This window comes from Rhodococcus sp. BP22, assembly GCF_014281965.1.
Taxonomy (GTDB): domain Bacteria; phylum Actinomycetota; class Actinomycetes; order Mycobacteriales; family Mycobacteriaceae; genus Rhodococcoides.
On the sequence record NZ_JACFTB010000003.1, the window covers coordinates 165166 to 187319 of the forward strand.

Sequence of the window (22154 nt, forward strand, 5' to 3'; positions counted from 1 at the left end):
GAATACTGTGGTGTTTTGGTCAACCGGTCCGACCATCAATGCGCAGCCAGTACCGTGCCCTCCGCTGGAGACGTGGTCACGGTTTTATTCGCCGACGACCCGTCGGTAGAATTCAGTGGGGACGTGCCGCGAATCTGAGGGGAGCATCGCAAGTGACTGCGCAGCTGTGTGATGGGACGCCCCGGCGATGACGTTGCGGGATGAGCAGAAGCGTCAGACGAGGCTCAAGTTGTTGATGACCTCGCGCGAGTTATTCGTCTCCCACGGCTATGCGGCGGTGACCATCGATGACATCGCTTCTGAGGTCGGCTGCAGTAGGGCGACTTTCTACCTGCACTTCAGCAGCAAGATGGACGTGCTGCAGAAGATCGGCGCGGAGACGATGGAGAAGCGCCCGACCGAGATCTATGCTGACCTCGACCGCACGCTGGAGTCCGGCTTGCAAGCGGATTTCACCGCGTGGGTCGGTCAGTCGCTCGCCTGGTTCGAGGCGAACAAAGATATTCTTCCAGCCTGGGACGAGGCGCTCACGCTCGAACCAGAGTTCAAGGCCATCGCGAAACAAGCAATCTACGATTTGCCTATGGCGATGCCTTCCTACTTGAAGCGTTGGGGAGCAGATCGGCAAGACGAGGCGCGGCTGCGCGTCGAACTGCTGGTGAGCCAGCTCGAGCGCTTCTTCACCAGGTGGGCTGTCCAAGGGACGATCGAGTACTCCGGCGACGCGGCGGCAGCGGTATTGGGCGACATCTGGTTCGCCGCCCTGCAGCCCCCGACGGCACGACACTAGGTCGTGCCGTCGGGGATACTCGGTTGTTCAGGTCGTTGAGGCTGCAGATGCACAGTCATAACCTCTCTGACTTAGGTGCACATCCTGTTGTGAAGCATTCTCAGTTGCCAGAGCGCCATGCTTGGTTGAAGAGCAGAATGCCATCAGAGCTCGGAATGATCCCGTGGATGTTGTCGTTCCACGGGATGTAGTAGCGGCCAGCATCTATGGTCACCATCGGAGCGGTCTCATTGACCAGCATTTGGATCTCATCGAGGACGGACTGGCGTTGCTGCTTGTCGCCAGCGGTCTGTAGATCTGCGAGCAGCCCATCCATCTGCGGATCGGCGTAGCCGAGCACGTTGGATTTTGATTTGCTGTGCAGGTTGCCATACAGGCGGGTGAACGGGGACTCATCGAGAACATTGAATCCCGAGTACAGCAGGTCATAGTCGTTCTTGACATAAACGGCGTTCAGGAGTGCGTTGATATTGGGTACGTAATCGATCTCGACATCAAATCCGACGGAGTTCAACATTGCCTGGAATGCAAGTGCATCCTTCTGGACGTCAGCCATCCCAACATAGGTGAGCTTGCCGTCGTAGCCATCGGCTTTGGCCTCATCTAGGTAGCGACGGGCTGCTTCGGGATCGTAACCGGAGGGCTCCACATCGCTATCCCACTCGGACCAATCCTGGAACAGCGACGAGCTAGGCAAACCTAGCCCGTTGGAAAACCGAGTATCGAAAGCTTCAGGATCTATCCCGGCGACGATGGCTTTTCTGACGCGTAGGTCTGCGCCAGCGCGGCCTTCACGCTGATTGATCAGGCCAACTCCGCCCATAGAGGCGCTATAGACAAGCCCCGGAAGTCCCGCGTCGAGCGCCGCGTGCACGTTGTCTGGGTAGCGCAAGTATGCGAGGTCGATTCCGCCGGCCTGTAGTGTCTCGAGTTTGCCCGGCTCACTAACGATCGCGGGGAACCGCACGGTGTCTACATTCGGGGCACCATCCCAATAGTCCGGTCGGGCGCTGAGGATAAGTTCTTCCTGCGGTGAAAACTTATCTACGGTGAACGGGCCGGCTCCGACTGGTGTGAATTGGCCGCCATCTTCAGCTGAAGGGGCAACGATCATGCCCGGGCCAGTGGCGAGCATGCTGGGAAACTCATTCCATGGCTGCTTCAGCGAGAAGACAACAGTGCTGCTATCACGTGCCACTGAATCGGCCACGCTAGTTGACCATATTTGAGCGTGCGTGCCGGCTTTCTCGACGTAGCGATTGATGCTCCACACCACCGCATCGGCGTCTACGGGGGTGCCGTCATTGAATTTGGCACCATCGCGGAGTGTGAGCGTCCACTCCGTGCTGTCGTCGTTTCCGCTTAGGGATTCCCCGAGCTGAGGGACGTACTCGCGCGACTCTAGGTCGTAGCGTATGAGTAGGTCGTAGATTGCGGCCATCTCTGTGCCGCCGGTGGCCCCGCCATCTTGGCGCGCCGCGGGGTCGAGGCTGGAGACACCGTTGTAGGTTGCGTAGGAAATCTGGCCGCCACGCGAGGGAGCATCGTCGGACATATCTCCAACTACCCCGGTGGAAAGGTCCTGGTACACGACCTTTTCGTTGGCCCCGTCGCTGCCGCAGCTTGTGATGACCAGAATCGAAACAAGACATACGCCGAGGACGCCCAAATACCTGCGTCGTAATCGTCTACCAATTGGATTCACTGAGGGTCCCGTTTCTTCGTGTGGGGTCGTGTTCCTTGTCGATCGCACATCGTCCGCTTCTTCATTGGCGTGGCCCTGAAAAGCTGCACAACCGCGCCCGATGAGCAATTGGCAAGCTTTCCGACAGTTTCGCTGATGCATTGACCACTTGGTTGACATGCCGCCATCGACGGCTCATTATGACCTGAGACACACCTTCGTTGTCAAGAGAGGGCCAGATGACAAGCCCGACGGGTATCGCTTCAGGTACGTGGAAGCGGTCCGCTGTAATCAGGCACCTGGAAGGTCGCAGGTTGACGTTTGAGCGTCTCGGCGGCATCAACCATGGCTAGACCGTCCATCAGGCAAGAACGGGCAGTTCGTCATCCAAGCGCTGGTTCTAGGAGGACCACATAGGACAATCCGGCTCGACGGCAGAATTCCGGGGAAACGGTGCAGGCGACGACAGGCGGCGCTGAAGTGTCTAGATAGTCCTTCACATGCGAGCTTCTGCCGCGAATGCAATGACTGATTGCTCTCCCAGCCGACGCCGTGCGCACAAAGACGAGTCACCGCATAGATCGAGACCCTATTTGTCAGACAATATTCACGAGCTTGATCGCGCGGAAGATGGCGTGATCTCGGAAGGGTGGTACTCCTGCCATGAAAGACGGCAATATTTCAGATCGATTTCAGGACAAGGTCGCCTTCGTCACCGGAGCGGGGTCGGGGATAGGTCGTGCGATCGCCTCGCGTTTGGTGGCAGAAGGTGCCCGCGTTGCTGGTGTGGACATCAACGCCGATGCGCTTGCAAATGTCGCAGAACTGCTTGGCCCCAATTTTGTCCCTATGACTGCCGATGTGACCGATGAACGTGAAGTAGCGGAAACAGTAAAGACGACCGCAAGTGAACTCGGCGGTATGGACCTTGCCTTCCACGTGGCTGGTGCGGCGCGGAACGATCGGATCGTTGACCTACAGGAAGACGACTGGAATTTCACCATTGACCTGGTGCAGAAGGCTGTTTTCCTGTGTACCAAACACGTCGCGCGAGTAATGAGAGAGCATGCGTGGCCCGGCTCGATCGTCAATGTCGCTTCAGTCAACTCTCGGATGCCGATGATTGGTGGCAGTGCCTACGCTACTGGCAAGGCTGGAGTTGAGATGTTCACCCGAAACGCGGCCCTTGAACTGGCAGAAGACGCGATCCGAGTCAACGCAGTCCTACCAGGGCTCGTCGACACGCCTCTTGTCTCTTCCGTGCTCCGCGACGAGTCGTTGGTGCGGGCATACTTGGAGCGAATACCCTTGGGATTCCCTGCTACACCAGAGTTGATCGCAGGACCGTGTCTTTACTTGGCGAGCGAGGACGCAGCGTATATCACCGGTGCAGCGCTGACGGTGGACGGCGGTTGGACGACCACGGGTTATCCGAACTTTCAACGCCAGTCGGAGTGACCGTTCTGTAGATTCCGCAGTCCGCCGAAAATTTTCTCGCTTCACGCCAGAATTGACTGTCGGCGTGTCACTTGCACCCCCTCTCTGTCCGTGTGAATAGCATCACTCGGTATCATCCTCGAGTGATCGGATCCCACATGACGCAATCGGAAGTCCGCGAGGTCGAGCAGGAGCGCGGTAAGCCCTGGGCGCTTCTCGGTTTGCTGCTGGCAGTATCCGTTGCGGTATTCATCATGGCGCTCGGATTCAGTGCGGGTTGACCTGTGGTTTTGTCTTCCGTGGCCGCCTGAGCTAGCGTGAAATCCATCACAATCGGCGGTCAGAGGAGTCGTATGCAGGTTCGGACCGAGGCCAGGCAAACTCCCCATGTCGATCGCACCGAGCGTGTGGATCACAGCATGCGGATGGAGTTGCTGTTGATCGGCCTCGTAGTGACCATGGGCATCCTCGCGGCGATCGCGATCGTCCTGCCCGCTGTCGTCAGTAGCTGACGCCTCCGACCCGGGGCGCTTGCACAGTGACATATGGACGCGAGGCCGGTTCGCCGTTGCCGGACATGGAATTGCTGTTCGGCGAAGAAGGCGCTCGCTGGCGGGCACTGCTGTGGGGGCCGCTGTTCTGCGTGCTGGTGTTGGTGATCGAACTCCTGACCGGCCCCGTTGTCCACTGGCTCGCTCTGGCGCTGTTTGCACTCATCCTGGTCGGGTTCACCTACGTACAGGTCAGTGCCGCGCGTAGGCATGTCAGCGTCGCGGTGACGCCTCAGCAACTACGGCAGGGGATCGAGACCCTCGACATCTCGGACATAGACGAGGTGCTGCCTCCGATCGACTACTCCGATGGCGACTACGAACCGAAGAAGTGGGAGACAGCGCGAGTGCTCGGTGAATTACATTCGGTGCCACGTCGACGCACCGCGATAGGTCTGCGGGTGAAAGGTGGGGCTCTCGTACAGGCATGGGCCAAGGACGACGACGCACTGCGGGCGGCACTCGAACATGCGCGAATCGAGTACTCGTGATCCGGGGAATCGCCGTCGCCGAGATCGTCTCCGCAGTCATGTTCGTGGCTCTTGCGATCCTGTGTTGGAACGCTGGTGTGACCGAGACGCTGTTCGCTGCGGCCGGCAACGGTGGGCCCGAGTATGTCTCCACCCGTTATGCCGGGCCATGGATCGCGCTGGGTGCGGTGGGTGTCGTCATCGCAGGGTTGTTGCTGATCGATGGCGTTCGACGACTCCTCCAGCCACCTCCGCATACCCGGTAGGGGTATGGTGGGCCTATGAGCAGCTATGCCACTGAACAAGACGACCTGCTGAAGAGGCTCAGGCGCATCGAGGGACAGGTTGCGGGCATTTCGCGGATGGTCACCGAGGATCGCTACTGCATCGACGTACTCACTCAGGTGTCTGCGGCAACGAAAGCGTTGCAGTCGGTATCGCTGAAATTGCTCGACGCGCACCTCGCCGGGTGCGTCGTCGAGGCGGCACGCAAAGGTGGCCCCGAGGCAGACGCCAAGGTCAAAGAAGCGTCCGACGCGATCGCGCGACTCGTCCGATCCTGATTCCCTGTCCAGAAAGGTGAAAAAGTGCAGAACAAGTACATCGTCGAGGGAATGACCTGCCAGCATTGCGCCGCATCGGTCTCCGAGGAAATATCCGAGCTGGCAGGCGTGAGCGGCGTGGACGTCGACGTCGCCAGCGGTGAAGTTGTCGTCACGAGCGATCAGGACATCGACGCGGCTGCCATCGCTTCCGCGGTCACCGAAGCGGGATACACACTCGTGTCCTGATGAGAGAACGGCACCTGATCGTGTACCCGAAAACGAATCGCCGCGTGGGCAGACCATCCGGCGCAATGCGATGAACACACTGCTGTCCGGTTCCGGCATTCTCGTCTCGATCATGGCGATTACTCTGGCCTGTTCCTCCGGATCGGTTGCCCGGGATGACAGCGGGGCACCTGCGCTGGATGTGACAACCGAACTGGACGGCCTGAGCAGGCCATGGGATGTGGTCGCGGCGCCCGACGGCGCAATACTGACCGGCGAACGGTCGGGCCGATTTTTAGTCGAGCGTGCGGACGGATCGGTGGCAGACCTCGAAGCCGATCTCGGCGATCTCTATGCCGAGGGTGAAACCGGTCTGATGGGAATCGAACTGGCACCGGATTTTTCCTCGTCCAGAACGTTGTACACCTGCCAAGGCGTCCTCGGCGAGGGCGCTGGAATGGACAGTTCAGGCGACCCGGAGGGAAACCGCATCGCCGTCGTTCGTTGGTCCGTCGACGCGGCCTGGACTGAATTGACGCGGGTCGCGACCGTGCTCGACGGTATCCCGGTCGCCGGCAACGGCCGTCATGGCGGCTGCCGAATCCTGGCTGCAGAAGATGGTTCGCTGTTCGTGGGAACCGGGGACACTGCGAGCCCGACTGTCCCGCAGGATCGAACTTCACTGGGCGGCAAAGTGCTTCATATCGATGCCGACGGCTCGCCCGCCGCAGACGCACCCGACCGCGTGTACACACTCGGACATCGCAACGTGCAGGGTCTGGCATTCGCGCCCGGCACCGACAGACTGTACGAGGTGGAGCAGGGCACGAGCCGGGACGACGAACTGAACCTCTTGGTTCCCGGCGGGAACTACGGATACAAGCCGGATCGCGAGCCGGGAATCTACGACGAGTCGGTGGAGATGACCGACTCCGATCGCGTGCCGGGTGCACGCGCTGCGGTCTGGAGTTCCGGATCACCGACGATTGCGACGCCAGGGCTGGCATTCGCCGATGGCGCAGCGTGGGGTGAGTGGAACGGCGCAGCTGTCGTCTCGAGTCAACAGGGCCAGAAGCTGGTTTTTCTGAAGCTGACGGACGACGGTACTGGGGTCGCTCAGCATGCCGTTGCGCTCGAGAACGAGTACGGCAGGCTCCGTTCGGTCACGAGCCTGCCCGACGGTTCGCTTCTGGTTACCACCGACAACGGCTCGGATGACAAGGTGCTGCGCATATCTCCTCGATGATGCCCATATGCCCTCCATAAGTCGGGGACCATCACGCAACCGGCGATGGTCCCCGACTTATGGCGGCGTCAGACTGCGTGAGCCTTGCTCGGATGATCTGCGGACTCCTCGTCGCTTCCCGCGCCCGGATGACCGAGCATGGCGGCGCCGAGGAGTCCTTCCGGCACGCCGAAGCCCTCGACCAGCTCGAGTGCGTGCGGACGCAGCGAGCGGCACCGCTCGTTGATCCCGCGGGTGACGGCCTTCGATCGCTCCGTCGAGAGATAGCGGTGCTCGACGAACCAGGCTTTGTCCTCCTCGATGACGGAGAGTGCATAGAGATCGCACACCTGCTCGAGGATCTTCTTGGCTGCTTCGTCTTCACACGAGTTGATACCGGCGCAGAACGCTTCGAGAACGATCCGATCGATGTGTGCGCGCGCTGCGTGCAACACATGGTCCTGGACGGAGTTGAATGCGTCGAACGCACTCATTTCCTTCGAGTTCTTCTGCAGGCGCCGTGCGACCGTCGAGAGAAGATAGTTCTCGCGATCCTCGAACATGCCTACCTGCGTGCCGCGATTGAACAGCGATCCCTCTTCCTCGTTGTCTTGGCGAGTGTCGAGGATGGTCTGGATGATCGTCTGTGCTGCAGTGCGTTTGATCACGCGATCGCCGGCGAACTCCGCGGCGAAGCGAACCCACTCGACCGGGCTCATGCTCTTCACGTCGTCGGCATAGGCGGTGAGTAGCTCTTTCGCGACGAGCTGCGTCAACACGTGATTGTCACCCTCGAACGTGGTGAACACATCGGTGTCCGCTTTGAGCGAGATGAGTCGATTCTCGGCCAGATAGCCTGCGCCACCGCAGGCTTCGCGCGCTTCCTGAATTGCGGCGGTCGCGTGCCAGGTGTTCGCCGCTTTCAACCCCGCTGCGCGGGACTCCAACTCGCGCTGCTCCTCTGGATCCGGGTCGTCACTCGTCTGAAGCTCGTGCATCTTTGCCACGAGCTCGTTCTGAGCGAATTGCAACGCGTAGGACTTGGCGATCAGTGGGAACAGTCGACGTTGATGCACCAGGTAGTCCATGATGAGGACTTCTTCTTCGGAATCCGGTGCCGTGAACTGCCTGCGCTGCAGGGCATATTGCGTCGCGATAGCCAGGGCGACGCGAGCAGCTGCGGCCGCGCTGCCACCGACTGTGACGCGACCACGAATCAACGTACCGAGCATGGTGAAAAAGCGTCGACTCGAATTCTCGATCGGTGAGGAGTACGTGCCGTCCGCGGCGACGTCGGCGTACTTGTTGAGCAGGTTGTCGCGCGGAATGCGGACGTGGTCGAACATGATGCGTCCGTTGTCGACTCCGGGGAGTCCGCCCTTGTATTGGCAGTCGCTCGTCGTAACTCCGGGGAGGTCTGCGCCGTCGGAGTCACGCAACGGAACGAAGAAGCAGTGGACTCCGTGTCCTTCCGGTTCCTCGCCCGGTCCTGCTGTGATCAACTGTGCGAATACTGCTGCGACGGTAGCAGTTTCGGCTGCGCCGCCGATGTAGTCCTTGCGTGAGGACGGCGTGGGGGAGTGCACGACGAATTCGCCGGTATCGGCGTCGTACGTCGCGGTGGTCTCGAGAGCCTGCACGTCGCTGCCGTGGCCGGTCTCCGTCATCGCAAAACAGCCGAGAAGGTCGAGGTCGATGAGGGGCCGCACGTAGGCCTCGTGATGGCGTTCGGTGCCGAGGTTTTCGATGGCTCCGCCGAACAGTCCCCATTGCACTCCGGCTTTGACCATCAGTGAGAGGTCCGACATGGCGAGCATCTCGATCATCGTCACGGCCCCGCCGACGTCTCCGCCGCCGCCGTGTTCCTTCTTGAAACCGTCTTCGGCTACGCCGTTTCGAGCAAGTAGCTTCATTTGTTCCAAAGCTTTGGTGCGGGCGATCACGGTGTTCGGGGTGTAGTGCGGACGGAACTCATCTCGAACGAGTTGCCTGCGTGCCTCGTTCTTCACATCACGCCAGCGGCCGTCCAATGTGTTGCGAAGGTGCTCAGAAGTGGTTGCCATACTCGACGGTAACCTTTCGGCCGCCGCGCCGGGAGTGAAGGGTCAGGAAGGCCACAGATAATTTCGGCCGCACCGCAGAACCTCCCGCATCCATCGATCCTTTAGTGTCGGCGCATCGATACCTCACAGATTCTGCGAACCGATGCCGCGCACGTCTGGCACCCGTACGGCGGCTTTCCCGCCTCGACCGCACCACTTGTCGTGGAGAGTGCAGCCGGCGTCCGGTTGCGACTGAGCGACGGCCGCGAGTTGGTCGACGGCATGAGCTCGTGGTGGGCGGCCGTGCACGGATATCGCCATCCGGTGCTCGACGCGGCGGTGCTGGACCAGCTGGGCAAGATGAGTCACGTCATGTTCGGCGGACTTACCCACGAACCGGCCGCTCGGCTCGCGGAACTTCTGGTGTCGATCACCCCGGATGGCCTCGACAAGGTGTTCTTCGCCGATTCCGGGTCGGTCTCGGTCGAGGTCGCGGTCAAGATGTGTATTCAGTTCTGGCGCAGTCGCGGTCTGCCCCGCAAGAGCAGATTGTTGACCTGGCGCGGCGGTTATCACGGAGACACGTTCGCGCCGATGAGCATTTGCGATCCCGACGGCGGGATGCACACGCTGTGGACCGACGTGCTCAACGCCCAGATCTTCGCCCCCGTTCCTCCGAGTGAATTCGATCCGGACTACGTCGCACTGTTCGAGAAGATTCTCGCGAGCAACGCAGGCGAGATCGCGGCGATCGTCGTCGAACCGGTAGTGCAGGGTGCGGGCGGGATGCGGTTTCACGATCCGCGCTATCTCGCCGAGTTGCGTCGGATGGCCGACGACCACGATGTCTTGCTGGTGTTCGACGAGATCGCCACTGGTTTCGGTCGAACCGGTGCACTCTTCGCGGCCGAACACGCGGGCGTTGCCCCGGACGTCATGTGCGTCGGTAAGGCTTTGACCGGCGGGTACATGACTCTGGCAGCTACCTTGTGCACTTCGGAGGTCGCGGAGGTCATCAGTGCAGGGGAGGCCGGTGGCTTGATGCACGGCCCGACGTTCATGGCGAATCCGTTGGCGTGTGCGGTTGCGGTTGCTGCCGTCGAGTTACTTCTCGCCCGAGAGTGGCGTACGGAGGTTGCTGCACTCGAATCGGGCCTGCGCTCGGGTTTGGCGCCGGCGCAGGCACTGTCCGGTGTTGCGGACGTCCGAGTGCGAGGTGGGATCGGGGTGATCGAGATGAAGGAACCCGTCGACATGCAGCTCGCGACGGATACGGCTGTGGCTCATGGTGTGTGGCTTCGTCCGTTCGGCAGGCTGGTCTATGCCATGCCGCCGTACGTGTGCGAGAAGCAGGACGTGGAGCGCATCGCGACGGCAATGGTGGCTATCGCCTCAGCAACTTGAACACTGTTCAAGTATGGTGTCTCGAGTGAGCACACTCGACTGGCTGACCGAAGCGGCGAACACCCGCCGAACGCTCGGGCTACATCGCACGCCGAACGTACGCCGTCGAGGCGACTCGGTCATCGATCTCGCGTCGAACGACTACCTCGGCCTGGTTCGCCACCCCGAAGTTGTCGAAGCATCCTGCGCTGCCGTGCGTGATTGGGGCACCGGCTCGACCGGATCGAGGCTTGTCACCGGGACGACGACGCTGCACTGTGAGCTCGAATCCGAACTCGCAGCCTTCGTCGGCGCGCAATCGGGGCTGGTGTTCTCCTCGGGATATACCGCGAATCTTGCTGTGGTGTCGGCACTTTCGGGGCGTGGCGCACTCGTGATGTCCGACTCGGCCTCCCACGCTTCGCTCGTCGATGCCTGCAGGCTCTCGCGCGCTCGAATCGAGGTATTCGACCGAGCGGACCTCGGCGCAGTCGAGCGGACGCTGCAGACGAGGCAGGAAGAGCGAGCACTCCTGGTCACCGACTCGGTGTTCAGCGCCGACGGCGATCTCGCGCCGCTGACCGAACTACATGCACTGTGCCGCAAGTACTCCGCTCTGATGATCGTCGACGAAGCACACGGCCTGGGAGTCCGAGGAGCCGGCGGACGTGGCCTGGTGCACGAACTCGGTCTTCACGGCCTGCCGGACCTGGTGATCACCGCGACGCTGTCCAAGGCGCTCGCCTCCCAAGGAGGGGTGGTACTGGGCCCGCCCGCAGTGCGGGAGCACCTCGTCGACGTCGCAAGGCCGTTCATCTTCGACACCGCACTCGCGCCGGCGGCCGTCGCGGCAGCTCGAGCCGCTCTCGCAGTACTCGTGCGCGAACCTGCGCGCGCAGTCGCAGTGCGCGAGCGGGCGCAGGATTTGGCCGACATCGTCGGAGTGACGGAACCGCAATCGGCCGTCGTGTCGGTCGTGCTCGGAGATGCGATCGAAGCCTATGAAGCCGCGCAGTACGCCCGCCGACAAGGCGTGCACGTCGGCTGCTTTCGTCCACCGTCCGTCCCCGAGGGCACCTCGCGGTTGCGACTCACCGCACGGGCCACGCTGACCGAGGACGATCTCACCGTCGTTCGCGAAGTATTGGGATCCGTGCTGAACCGATCACTACTGTGAGCGTTCTCTTCGTAACCGGAACGTCCACCGACGTCGGCAAGACCATCGTCACCGCGGCGCTCGCGGCGACAGTACGCGCGTCGGGACGCTCTGTTGCAGTGTGTAAACCCGCACAGACCGGTATCGCACCAGGCGAGCCGGGCGACCTCGAAGAGATTTCTCGACTCACCGGTGTCGAAAATCTACTGGAACTGGCCCGCTACCCGGAACCCTTGGCACCCGACGTCGCGGCTCGTCGTAGCTCGATGCCGCTACTTCGACTCGAAGACGTCTGCGATGCCGTGCGCGCCCTCGACGCGGACGTGGTGCTCGTAGAGGGGGCGGGTGGGCTGCTAGTACGCCTGGGAACCGACGGGTTCACGCTTGTCGACCTCGCCCGCAGAGTAGGCGCCCCGGTCCTCGTCGTCTGCGGGGCGGAGTTGGGAACTCTCAATCATTCCGCTCTCACCGTGTCCGCGCTGGAAACTGCCGGTGTATGGTGCGCAGGCTTGGTGATCGGGTCATGGCCGAGTGCACCGGATGTAGCGGCGGTCTCGAACCTCGAAGAACTGCCCTCGGTGACGTCGGCGACGCTGCTGGGCCGCCTACCAGAAGGAGCGGGCAAGCTGAGCGCACCCGAATTCACCGCTGCAGCGCCGTCATGGTTCGACGGAATCGAAGACATTCTGTTTCGGTGACACCGGATTCGCTCACGATTTCGACCACTGCGCCGCTGGTGAAAGCTGAGAACGGCGAGAAAAACCGGACTTTTCGTTTATTGCCGTCGGCGTCGGGTACTCAATGAACCACACCTACAGTTGGGGGCTGAAAATGAACACTGCAGTATGGATAGTGATTGCTGTTGTAGTAGTACTGCTCATCGTTGCGATTGCATTGGCGCTCGCCCGGAAGCAAAAGTCCGGCCGACGCGTGGAAGCCGAGCGTATTCGTGAGAAGGCCGCTGAGAAGTCCGTGCAGGTCGAGGAGCGCCAGGCGATTGCCGACGAGAGTGCCGCGAAAGCGCGCCGCTCGCAGGCCGATGCCGAGGCGAAGGCCGCCGAAGCTCGCCGTCTGTCGTTGCAGGCGGAAACCCACCAGGGTGATGCTGCAACCTCGCGCGACGAACTGGAGGCAGAGTTCGCCCGCGCCAACAAGATCGATCCGGATGTGAACACCAAGACCGGTGCCAGCAAGTCGGGCAGTGTCGACAAGGCATCCGCCGAGAAGATGGTTGCCCCGAATGCCACTCATACCGGCCACAATGACACCGGCAATCATGACGCCGCCCACAATGACACCGCCCACCATGACACCGGCCATCACGTAACCGATCGCCATGAGGGTGCAGTTCATGACGAAGGAGTTCGCGACGGCAACGTGCGTCCGGACGGCGTCGTAGGCAACGAGGACAGTGCTGTTCGTGGTGACAGTGCTGTTCGTGGTGACAGTGCTGTTCGTGGTGACAGTGCTGTTCGTGGTGACAATGTTGTTCGTGGTGACGAGGTTGTTCGTGGTGACGAGCACCTGCCGAACGACCCGCGTGGTGGCGAGCACCGCGCACCGTAAATTTCAGCTGTAGCTCTCTACTGCCCGCCCGCCGAAGTCTCTTCTCCTACTGGGAGCGGAACTTCGGCGGGCGGGTTTTGTCGTTGCTACACCCCGCGCAGCGCAGTCAGCCACTAAAATATCTCCGCAAACGGCAGGAGAAGTCGATGCACGATTTCGTCTTGATCCCAGGTGCGGGCGGCGACGGCTGGTACTGGCATTTGTTGGAAGCGGAGCTGGTACGGCGAGGCTACGACGTCGTCGCGGTGACCCTTCCGGCCGGCGATCCGGACGCCGGTCTGGTCGAGTACACCGATGCAGTCCTTGCTGCGATGGGGGGCGTCGGTACCGACGTTCTCGTTGCGCAATCGCTCGGCGGCTTCACCGCACCCCTCGTCGCGCGGAGAACAGAAGTCTCGATGATCGTCCTGCTCAATGCGATGACGCCGAAGCCCGGCGAGTCCCCGGGCCGGTGGTGGGAGTCGACGGGGTCAGCGCAGGCGCGAGCCGAACTGGCACAGCGTGAGGGCCGTTCGATCGACACCGAGGATCTCGTTGCCGACGTCTTCTTTCACGACGTTCCCCCTGAGGTCACTGCCGAGGCCATGCGGCGTGGTGCTCCCGAACAATCCGACGGCCCGTTCGTCCTTCCGTACCCGTCGACGCAGTGGCCCGATGTCCCGACGCGTTTCCTGCAAGGTGCGGAGGACCGTTTCTTTCCGATCGAGTTTCAGCGAAGAGTCGTGGCCGAACGGCTCGGTATGGACCTCGACGTGATGCCCGGTGGGCACTTGACGGCTCTGTCGCAGCCCATTCTGCTCGCCGACAGACTTCAAGCGTATCGAGCCGAACTCGGCGGCGATCGGTGAATTATTACGCCCTGTAGTTGGCGAAACGAGTAAACCTGGGACACTGGAGTTCGTGACTGTTCCGACCGGCGACGATGCCCCTGTTTCGGCCCGACTCTTCGAGCGCGCGAGCGCGGTGATTCCTGGTGGAGTGAACTCCCCGGTTCGCGCCTTCCAATCGGTAGGTGGAACCCCACGGTTCATCGCCGAGGCCAGCGGATACACGATGATCGACGCCGACGGAAAGTCCTATGTCGACCTGATCTCCTCGTGGGGCCCGATGATCCACGGACACGCTCATCCGGTCGTGGTCGAAGCGGTCCAGAAGGCAGCAGCGACGGGCTTGTCGTTCGGCGCGCCGACCGAGCGGGAAATCGAGCTCGCGGAGGAAATCATCGGCCGTGTGGGCCCGGTGGAGCAGGTTCGGCTTGTGAATTCCGGCACAGAGGCCACGATGAGCGCGGTCCGCCTCGCGCGTGGTTTCACCGGACGCACCAAGATCCTCAAGTTCTCCGGTTGTTATCACGGCCATGTCGATGCGCTGCTCGCCGATGCAGGCTCGGGTCTCGCGACCCTCGGGCTGCCGACGTCGCCAGGAGTGACGGGTGCGCAGGCCGGCGACACGATCGTGGTTCCGTACAACGACCTCGCCGCTGTCGAGGCCGCGTTCGCCGAGAATCCAGGCGAGTTCGCTTGCATCATCACCGAGGCTGCCGCAGGCAACATGGGCGCAGTCCCGCCGGTCACCGGCTTCAACGAGGGTCTGCGTCGCGTCGCCACCGACAACGGTGCGCTGCTGATCATGGACGAAGTGATGACGGGATTCCGCGTCAGTGCCGCCGGTTGGTACGGCATCGACGGCGTCGCCGGCGATCTCTACACCTTCGGAAAGGTCATGAGCGGCGGGCTCCCCGCGGCTGCATTCGGTGGTCGCGCCGACATCATGGCCTACCTCGCCCCAGTCGGCCCGGTCTACCAAGCGGGCACCTTGTCCGGTAACCCGGTTGCCGTCGCAGCCGGACTGGCCAGCCTGCGACTGGCCGATGCAGCGGTCTACGAGAAGCTCGAGAACAACTCCAAGCAGCTCGGCGGACTCCTCGGTGATGCCCTCACCGCAGCAGGTGTCCGTCATCATGTGCAGTTCGCGGGCACTATGGTGAGCGTGTTCTTCTCCGACGGACCCGTCACCGACTATGCAGGTGCCAAGGCAGCCGAGACCTGGCGTTACCCGGCCTTCTTCCACGGCCTGCTCTCCCGCGGCGTCTACCCGCCGCCGAGCGCATTCGAAGCCTGGTTCGTCTCCGCAGCCCTGGACGACAACGCCTTCTCGATCATCGCCGACGCTCTACCCGCCGCCGCTCGCGCAGCAGCCCAAGCAGAAGCTGGAACCTCCAAGTGACCGACGCGCCCACCACGAACGACGCCACGCACCCGCACCAGGCCAGCAGGACCATCGTCCATGTCCTGCGGCACGGTGAAGTGCACAATCCGAAGGGCATTCTGTACGGACGCCTCCCCGGATTTCGGCTGTCGGTCACAGGCCAGGCCCAAGCCACTGCCGTCGCCAATGCTCTTGCCGGACACGACATAGCGCTCGTCGTCGCATCGCCGCTCCAACGCGCACAGGAAACTGCGACACCGATCGCGGCGGCGCACGGTCTCACGGTGGCGGAGGACGAGAACCTCATCGAAGCAGGAAACGACTTCGAGGGCCTTCGCGTCGCCGTCGGTGACGGCGCCCTGAGCCGTCCGCGCCACTGGTGGAAGCTGCGTAACCCGTTCACCCCGTCGTGGGGCGAGCCGTACCTACAGATCGCGCACCGCATGCTCGCCGCGGTCGGAGCCGCCCGTGTCGCCGCGGTGGGCCACGAAGCCGTCGTCGTCAGCCATCAGTTGCCGGTGTGGACACTGCGGCGATTCCTGCAGGGAGAACGTCTCTGGCACGACCCGCGGCATCGTCAGTGCGGCCTCGCCTCGCTCACCTCCCTCGTCTACGAGGGCGACACCCTCGTCGACATCGTCTACTCCGAGCCCGGCGGTGCCAGCGATCCCAGGATCACCGGTGCGTAGATTTCTCGCTGCCGCATCTGCCGGCATCTCCGTCGTGGCACTGCTCGGCGCCTGCGCTACCGGCACCGACGCGGTCGCCACCGGCGGTACCTTCGACTTCGTCTCGCCCGGTGGTAAGACCGAGATCTACTACGACCCACCGTCCGAGCGCGGAACGATCGGAACGTTGTCCGGGCCCGACCTGATGACCGAAGGCGATACGACGTCGTTGTCCGATTACGAAGGCAAAGCCGTCGTGATCAATGTCTGGGGGCAGTGGTGCGGCCCATGTCGTGGTGAGGCCGACGATCTCGAAGAGGTCTACGAGAACACCAAGGATCTCGGCGTCGAATTCCTCGGTATCAATGTCCGCGACAACGCCCAGGACAAGGCGCAGGACTTCGTCATCGACAACAAAGTGACCTATCCGTCGATCTACGACCCCCCGATGCGCACACTCACCGCTCTCGGCGGCATACCGACCTCGGTGGTGCCCACCACGATCGTGCTCGACAAGAAGCACCGCGTCGCAGCAGTCTTCCTACGTGAACTGCTCGCCGAGGACCTGCAACCCGTCGTCGAACGGGTCGCGGGTGAGGGGCCCGAGCAACAGTGAGTAACACGGTCTACTTGGCGGGCATCGGTGAGACGTTCCAGACGACGGCGTCGACGGGCCCGCTCGTCCTCGCCTTCGGCGTGTGCGTGCTCGCCGGTCTCGTCTCGTTCGCGTCGCCGTGCGTGGTTCCGCTGGTGCCCGGATATCTGTCCTATCTCGCCGGGGTAGTCGGAGCAGACGCTCCGGCGGTGACCGCGACGGAAGCTGCGACGACGAAGGTGCGGACTCGGACTCGAATGCGAGTCGCCGGTGCGGCAGGGCTGTTCGTCCTAGGCTTCACCGTGGTTTTCGTATTGGCGACGGCAACGGTCTTCGGCGCTATCTCGGTACTGGCAGTCAATCGGGAACTGCTGATGCGAATAGGTGGAGTCGTCACCATCGCAATGGGGTTGGTGTTCGTCGGGCTCGTACCTGCCCTGCAGCGCGACGTCCGATTCGAGCCGCGCCGAGTCGGCAGTCTCGTCGGCGCACCACTGCTCGGTGGCGTGTTCGCATTGGGATGGACCCCGTGCCTCGGACCGACCCTCGCGGGCGTCATCTCGCTCGCAGCGGGAACCGAAGGGGCGACGGCGGCACGCGGAGTAATACTCATCATCGCGTACTGCCTCGGACTCGGATTGCCGTTCGTCATTCTCGCCTTTGGATCGGTCAGCGCACTTCGCGGAGTCGGCTGGCTTCGTACCCATTCACGACAGATACAGGTATTCGGCGGAATCATGTTGATAGCAGTAGGAATTGCCCTCGTGACAGGCGCGTGGGACGTGTTCGTCGGTTGGGTCCGCGACGCCTTCGTATCGGACGTGGTGTTGCCGATATGACCGATCTCGACACCCGGCCGGAGCAGACGCCCCGGCGGCAATCCCCGGCACGACGCGTCCTCGCCGGCGCCCGCAACGTCTGGCGTGGTCTGACGAGCATGCGGACGGCGCTCGTACTGCTCTTCCTGCTGGCCTTCGCGGCGATTCCCGGTGCACTGGTTCCCCAACGCAGCCTCAACGCGGGCAAGGTCGACGAGTACATCGCCGCCCGCCCGACGCTCGGCCCGCTGATGGACCGACTCGAACTCTTCGACGTCTTCAGCAGCTTCTGGTTCACCGCCATTTACGTGCTGCTGTTCGTCTCCCTCATCGGCTGCATCCTTCCGCGCTGTATCGAGCACGGAAAAGCCCTGCGCACCAGGCCTGTTCGGGCCCCCCGGAACCTGTCGCGACTACCTCACCATCGCCGGTACGTCGCCGACGGTTCACCGGAGGACACCGCAGCAATCGTGCAGGCACAATTCAGCGGCTGGCGCGTGGAGAAGCGTGAGAGCAACGGGGAGGTGACGCTGTCGGCGGAGAAGGGGTACCTCCGAGAGTTCGGCAACCTCGTCTTCCATATCTCGCTCGTCCTTCTCCTCGCCGCAATCGCATTGGGCAAGCTGTTCGGATACGAAGGCAACGTCGTGGTCATCGCCAACGACGGTCCGGGGATATGTAGCACCTCACCGGCAATTTACGACAGTTTCCGCGCAGGCAACCTCGTCGACGGCACCGGACTCGAACCACTGTGCGTCAGGGTCGAGGACTTCAAAGCCGACTATCTCGAGAACGGTCAGGCCGAGCAGTTCACGTCCAACATCGAATACCAGGCGGGCGATGACCTCGCGAACAACGTCTGGAAGTCCGATGTCCTGCAGGTCAACCATCCGCTACGGGTGGCAGGGGACCGTGTGTACCTGCAAGGTCACGGATACGCACCGACATTCACGGTGACCTTCCCGAACGGCGAAACCCGCACCGAGACCATCCAGTGGCAACCGACCGACGCCACGACCTTCCTCTCCAGCGGCGTCATGCGCATCGACCCACCGGGCGGGCTCTACCCAGACGCAGAGGACCGTCGCAAGAACCAGATCGCGATCGAGGGCCTGTTCGCACCGACTGCGTTCTTCCACGGCAAGCTGCTCTCCTCCAGCTACCCGGCGATGACCGACCCCGCCGTCGCCATCGACATCTACAAGGGTGACACCGGACTCGATACCGGACTTCCACAGTCACTGTTCACGCTGAACCAGGAGATGATCAACCAAGGCAGGCTCGTCAAGCAGGACCGAGTCAACCTGAAGCCAGGTGAAGCGTCGACGTTGTCCGACGGTACGACGGTCCGATTCGACGGTGCCGAAGAGTTCGTGAATCTGCAGGTGTCGCACGATCCGGCGCAGACCTGGGTGCTCGTTTTCGCGCTGACGATGATGAGCGGACTGCTGGTCTCGCTGGTGATCAAGAGGCGCCGAGTGTGGGTCCGACTCCTCGCGGACGCTGACCCACGACGTACTGTAGTAGAACTTGGCGGGTTGGCTCGTACCGATCAGGCCGGGTGGGGTGAGGAGTTCGACAACCTCTGCGAGCGTCTGATTGCCGACGTGAAAACTGTGGACACAAACTCTGTGAACACGAAGAACGACCAGGAGAACTGACCGATGCCGATTAACGAGACGCTCTCGCAGTACAGCGACTGGTCTTTCGAGTCCTCATTCACGATCTACGTACTCGCATTTATCCTGCTCATTGCGCAGTACGCCTCGGTGAAGGCCTCGGCCGTCCACTCCAAGGAACTGGTCGGCTCCGGTGCGCCCATCGCTACGGCCACCGGCCCAGGGCGGATTGCCGACGTGCCGAAGCCGCCGCTGTCCGAGCGTCTGGCAGGCATGGGATACGCGCTGCTGATCCTCGCACTCGTGCTGCATGTGGCAGCGGTCGTCCTGCGCGGGTTCGCAACGCACAGGTTCCCGCTGGGCAACATGTACGAGTTCGTCACCATGGCCACCGCCGCTGCGACCCTGACGTCGATCGTGTTGCTGCGCAAGCGTGCGATGCGCCCGATGCTCGTGTTCGTCCTGGCACCGATCATCATTCTGATGTTCCTCGCCGCCACGAAGCTCTACGCCGACGCCGCACCCGTCGTGCCTGCACTGCGCTCCTACTGGCTGCCGATCCACGTCACCATCGTCAGCGTCGGCAGTGGAATCCTGCTCGTCTCCGGCGTCGCGAGCCTGCTGTTTCTGCTGCGCATCAAACAGCCTGCCGGCGAGGAGAAGAGCACCGCGCTCGGCAGATTCGCCGCCAAGCTGCCCGACGCTCAATCGCTCGACCGGCTCGCGTACAAGACGACGATCATCGCGTTCCCGCTGTTCGGTGCAGGCGTCATCCTCGGTGCGATCTGGGCAGAAGCAGCGTGGGGCCGCTTCTGGGGCTGGGATCCCAAGGAAACGATGTCCTTCATCACCTGGGTCATCTACGCCGCATACCTGCACGCACGGGCAACGTCCGGATGGCGCAACACACGTGCAGCCTGGATCAACGTCGGTGGTTTCGTCACCATGTTGTTCAACCTCTTCATCATCAACATGGTGGTCTCCGGTCTGCACTCCTATGCCGGTCTGAACTAGCTGGTAACGTCCGCCTGAAATTATTGGCAGGACCGGGGTGGCGCGCTGGGGAGCGCGTCACCCGTCTCGGTAACGGTGGGGGGACAAGTTCATGGCCGATTGGCAGATGAGTTCGTGGCAGGCGGTGCGGCCGGAAGAACCGGACGAGGACCGGCCTTCGCCGATCGCTGCACCACCAGAAGTCACGCCTGCAGAAGTCACACCTGCAGAAGTCACACCCCAGGCAGTGACACCCCCGGACGCCGTAGCCCCGGTCGTCGCGCCGGTGGAGAATCCGTCCCGTGAGCCTGAGTCCGAGCCTAAGCCCGAGCCCGAGCCTGCAGTGGTTCACGACGCCGAGGCACCGGTCGTCGCAGCGTCCGACGCTGGCTTCCGTTCGACGCCCGTACCGATGCCGGCCGAGGATCAGTATCCACGCACTGCTGCGCCGCCGACTGCGCTGCCAACGCCGGTAATCGCTTCGTCCGCACTCGATCTGACCAACGCTTTGCTGGTGAAGCAGGTCAGTCCCGCGCCACTATCGGGCTGGCGTCGGTGGCTGTATTCCGCGTCGGGCAAGCGGGTGAACCTGGGCAACAGTCCGCGGGACGAAAAACAGTTGCGCCTGATTCGACAGGTCGACCGACAACTGGTCGGCTGCTACCGAGTGTCGGTGCTCAGCCTCAAGGGAGGCGTCGGAAAGACCACGACGACGGCGACTCTCGGGTCCATGTTCGCGAGCATCAGAGGCGACCGCGTCATAGCTGTCGACGCCAATCCCGATCGAGGGACACTGAGTCAGAAAGTGCCCATCGAAACGCCGGCGACGGTGCGAAACATGCTGCGCGACATCGATAGTTTGGATCGATACAGCGACGTACGCGGATACACCTCGCAGAACGAGTTCAGGCTCGAGGTGCTCGCGTCGGACTCCGACCCTGCTGTGTCGGAAGCATTCAGCGGCAGCGACTACGATCGCACCGTCGATCTGCTCGAAAAGTTCTACAGCATCGTCCTGACCGATTGCGGTACCGGTTTGATGCACTCCGCAATGGACAGCATCCTGTCCGGTTCCGACTCACTGGTCGTGGTCAGTTCCAGCTCGGTCGACGGCGCTCGGAGTGCGTCGGCCACCCTCGATTGGCTCGACGCACACGGCTACCGAGATCTCGTTCGATCCTCGGTAGCCGTCGTCAATGCCGTGCGGCCGCGAGCGGGGAAAGTCGATCTTACGAAGGTTGTAGAGCACTTTGCGCAACGGTGCAGGCAGGTCGTGCTCGTGCCCTTCGACCCGCACCTGGAAGAGGGAGCGGAGATCGATCTCGGTCGACTCAAACCCAAGACTCGGTTCGCTCTGCTGGAATTGGCTGCTGCCGTAGCCGCTGACTTCCCCAGTAGTCGACCGGACGCCGCTCGCGCGGAAGATCGGACAAGAACAGCCCGCTCCTGAGGAGCGGGCTGCAGACAGAGGCGCGAGGACGGTTTACCCGTCTCGCTCGTTACTCTGGTTGATCTTGTTTCCCCGAATCCTGACCATCGGTGCCCGAGCGTCGAGTATCGCGATTCATCTTCCACAGGAATTCCGGGTCGTCGTCAGGCCCGATCACCTTGCCTGCGGGTTCCTGCATCGTCGGACCGAACGCCTTCCAGAACAAGACGATCACTGCTACCAAACCGATCATCGCCAAAAGATAGATCATGTCGCACCTCCTCATAAGAGGGTAGCCGCGTGGGGATGTCATGTGCACCCCACGCGGCTCGCAGTTTCCTGAGAATCGCCTCTCCTGTGTGAGCGGCGGGCTATCTGTGTCCGGCCTCCGTGGTCAGCGAGGTCAGCAAAGCCATGACCTCGGACTCGCGGAAACGGCGGTGGCCCCCGGGCGTCCGAAGTGATCCGAGCCGTCCTGCGTGTGCCCATCGGGTCACAGTCTTGGGATCGACATGAAAGAGCGCCGCTACCTGCCCCGGTGTGAGCAGTGAATCCTGAGCCTTGTGCAGAGTTGGTGCGCTCATCTTCTCGTGTCCTCCTGCGTGCTGAATCGCATGTGATCGATCGCTGATGTGTCCGGTACTGCTGGTGTGTCTTCACCCCGACGTGGTCCTCGGTGAAGCAAGACCCGCCCTCATAGGGTGTGAATCCCGAATCGGGATCCGCCCACGAGGACCTGCGTTCTCGTCC

Annotated in this window: 25 protein-coding genes; 21 read left to right on the forward strand and 4 right to left on the reverse strand. The window is 62.3% G+C overall.

The window, feature by feature from the left end; all coding sequences use genetic code 11:
- Positions 1-235 precede the first annotated feature (235 nt).
- Positions 236-790, forward strand: a complete 555-nt coding sequence (locus H2510_RS08100) for a TetR/AcrR family transcriptional regulator (protein ID WP_261392815.1) — start codon at positions 236-238, stop codon at positions 788-790.
- A gap of 100 nt (positions 791-890) precedes the next feature.
- Here H2510_RS08100 and H2510_RS08105 read toward each other — a convergent pair whose 3' ends face one another.
- Entirely contained in the window at positions 891-2345 is a 1455-nt protein-coding gene (locus H2510_RS08105; RefSeq protein ID WP_186627810.1) for an ABC transporter substrate-binding protein, read from the reverse strand.
- A gap of 792 nt (positions 2346-3137) precedes the next feature.
- On the opposite strand from H2510_RS08105, the gene H2510_RS08110 reads away from it, so the two are divergent.
- From H2510_RS08110 to H2510_RS08140, 8 genes are all read left to right on the forward strand, one after another.
- On the forward strand, positions 3138-3932 hold the full coding sequence (locus H2510_RS08110) for an SDR family NAD(P)-dependent oxidoreductase (protein WP_186627811.1): 795 nt from the start codon (positions 3138-3140) through the stop codon (positions 3930-3932).
- Between the two features lie 137 nt (positions 3933-4069).
- Complete coding sequence (locus tag H2510_RS20765; protein ID WP_261392816.1) at positions 4070-4192, forward strand: hypothetical protein; 123 nt, start codon at positions 4070-4072, stop codon at positions 4190-4192.
- A gap of 72 nt (positions 4193-4264) precedes the next feature.
- A complete protein-coding gene (locus tag H2510_RS08115; RefSeq protein ID WP_176224685.1) occupies positions 4265-4423 on the forward strand; it encodes a hypothetical protein in 159 nt (52 codons plus the stop codon).
- Positions 4424-4488: 65 nt separating this feature from the next.
- Positions 4489-4953: a hypothetical protein gene (locus H2510_RS08120; RefSeq protein WP_397517345.1), complete on the forward strand. Its 465-nt coding sequence runs from the start codon at positions 4489-4491 to the stop codon at positions 4951-4953.
- Entirely contained in the window at positions 4950-5198 is a 249-nt protein-coding gene (locus H2510_RS08125; RefSeq protein WP_315901292.1) for a hypothetical protein, read from the forward strand. The genes H2510_RS08120 and H2510_RS08125 overlap by 4 nt, the downstream gene beginning before the upstream one ends.
- A 15-nt stretch (positions 5199-5213) precedes the next feature.
- On the forward strand, positions 5214-5495 hold the full coding sequence (locus H2510_RS08130) for a metal-sensitive transcriptional regulator (RefSeq protein ID WP_084346193.1): 282 nt from the start codon (positions 5214-5216) through the stop codon (positions 5493-5495).
- A gap of 24 nt (positions 5496-5519) precedes the next feature.
- The gene (locus tag H2510_RS08135) at positions 5520-5723 is read left to right on the forward strand and encodes a heavy-metal-associated domain-containing protein (protein ID WP_256895542.1); all 204 of its coding nucleotides are present in this window, start codon (positions 5520-5522) and stop codon (positions 5721-5723) included.
- A 70-nt stretch (positions 5724-5793) separates the two neighbouring features.
- Entirely contained in the window at positions 5794-6948 is a 1155-nt protein-coding gene (locus H2510_RS08140; protein WP_186627812.1) for a sorbosone dehydrogenase family protein, read from the forward strand.
- A 68-nt stretch (positions 6949-7016) separates the two neighbouring features.
- Here H2510_RS08140 and H2510_RS08145 read toward each other — a convergent pair whose 3' ends face one another.
- Positions 7017-8990 (reverse strand): acyl-CoA dehydrogenase, encoded by a 1974-nt coding sequence (locus H2510_RS08145; RefSeq protein ID WP_186627813.1) that lies wholly within the window; start codon positions 8988-8990, stop codon positions 7017-7019.
- Between the two features lie 114 nt (positions 8991-9104).
- Between H2510_RS08145 and H2510_RS08150 the strand changes: the two genes are divergently transcribed.
- The 12 genes from H2510_RS08150 to H2510_RS08205 all read left to right on the forward strand — a co-directional run bounded on the left by H2510_RS08150 (position 9105) and on the right by H2510_RS08205 (position 21425).
- Positions 9105-10373: an adenosylmethionine--8-amino-7-oxononanoate transaminase gene (locus tag H2510_RS08150; protein ID WP_186628121.1), complete on the forward strand. Its 1269-nt coding sequence runs from the start codon at positions 9105-9107 to the stop codon at positions 10371-10373.
- 13 nt (positions 10374-10386) lie between these two features.
- Positions 10387-11529 (forward strand): 8-amino-7-oxononanoate synthase, encoded by a 1143-nt coding sequence (locus H2510_RS08155; protein WP_186627814.1) that lies wholly within the window; start codon positions 10387-10389, stop codon positions 11527-11529.
- On the forward strand, positions 11526-12206 hold the full coding sequence (gene bioD / locus H2510_RS08160; RefSeq protein WP_186627815.1) for a dethiobiotin synthase: 681 nt from the start codon (positions 11526-11528) through the stop codon (positions 12204-12206). Before H2510_RS08155 ends, bioD begins: the two co-directional genes overlap by 4 nt.
- Before the next feature lie 133 nt (positions 12207-12339).
- Complete coding sequence (locus H2510_RS20770) at positions 12340-13074, forward strand: hypothetical protein (RefSeq protein ID WP_261392817.1); 735 nt, start codon at positions 12340-12342, stop codon at positions 13072-13074.
- Positions 13075-13220: 146 nt separating this feature from the next.
- Complete coding sequence (locus tag H2510_RS08170; RefSeq protein WP_186627816.1) at positions 13221-13922, forward strand: alpha/beta fold hydrolase; 702 nt, start codon at positions 13221-13223, stop codon at positions 13920-13922.
- Between the two features lie 52 nt (positions 13923-13974).
- Positions 13975-15300 (forward strand): glutamate-1-semialdehyde 2,1-aminomutase, encoded by a 1326-nt coding sequence (gene hemL, locus H2510_RS08175; RefSeq protein WP_186627817.1) that lies wholly within the window; start codon positions 13975-13977, stop codon positions 15298-15300.
- Positions 15297-15971 carry a histidine phosphatase family protein gene (locus H2510_RS08180; protein ID WP_084346186.1) on the forward strand — a complete coding sequence of 225 codons (675 nt, stop codon included), beginning with the start codon at positions 15297-15299 and terminating at the stop codon, positions 15969-15971. The genes hemL and H2510_RS08180 overlap by 4 nt, the downstream gene beginning before the upstream one ends.
- A complete protein-coding gene (locus H2510_RS08185) occupies positions 15964-16566 on the forward strand; it encodes a TlpA disulfide reductase family protein (RefSeq protein WP_186627818.1) in 603 nt (200 codons plus the stop codon). Before H2510_RS08180 ends, H2510_RS08185 begins: the two co-directional genes overlap by 8 nt.
- A complete protein-coding gene (locus H2510_RS08190) occupies positions 16563-17384 on the forward strand; it encodes a cytochrome c biogenesis CcdA family protein (RefSeq protein ID WP_186627819.1) in 822 nt (273 codons plus the stop codon). The genes H2510_RS08185 and H2510_RS08190 overlap by 4 nt, the downstream gene beginning before the upstream one ends.
- Entirely contained in the window at positions 17381-19024 is a 1644-nt protein-coding gene (locus tag H2510_RS08195) for a cytochrome c biogenesis protein ResB (RefSeq protein WP_186627820.1), read from the forward strand. The genes H2510_RS08190 and H2510_RS08195 overlap by 4 nt, the downstream gene beginning before the upstream one ends.
- Positions 19025-19027: 3 nt before the next feature.
- Positions 19028-19996, forward strand: a complete 969-nt coding sequence (gene ccsB / locus H2510_RS08200; RefSeq protein ID WP_186627821.1) for a c-type cytochrome biogenesis protein CcsB — start codon at positions 19028-19030, stop codon at positions 19994-19996.
- A gap of 91 nt (positions 19997-20087) precedes the next feature.
- Positions 20088-21425, forward strand: coding sequence for an AAA family ATPase (locus H2510_RS08205; RefSeq protein ID WP_261392818.1), 1338 nt, complete (start codon positions 20088-20090; stop codon positions 21423-21425).
- A gap of 49 nt (positions 21426-21474) precedes the next feature.
- Here the strand turns inward: H2510_RS08205 and H2510_RS08210 are convergent, their stop codons facing one another.
- Together H2510_RS08210 and H2510_RS08215 are read right to left on the reverse strand one after the other, a co-directional pair.
- Positions 21475-21675, reverse strand: coding sequence for a hypothetical protein (locus H2510_RS08210; protein WP_084346181.1), 201 nt, complete (start codon positions 21673-21675; stop codon positions 21475-21477).
- Between the two features lie 100 nt (positions 21676-21775).
- Complete coding sequence (locus tag H2510_RS08215) at positions 21776-21988, reverse strand: BldC family transcriptional regulator (protein ID WP_084346180.1); 213 nt, start codon at positions 21986-21988, stop codon at positions 21776-21778.
- Between the last annotated feature and the right edge of the window lie 166 nt (positions 21989-22154).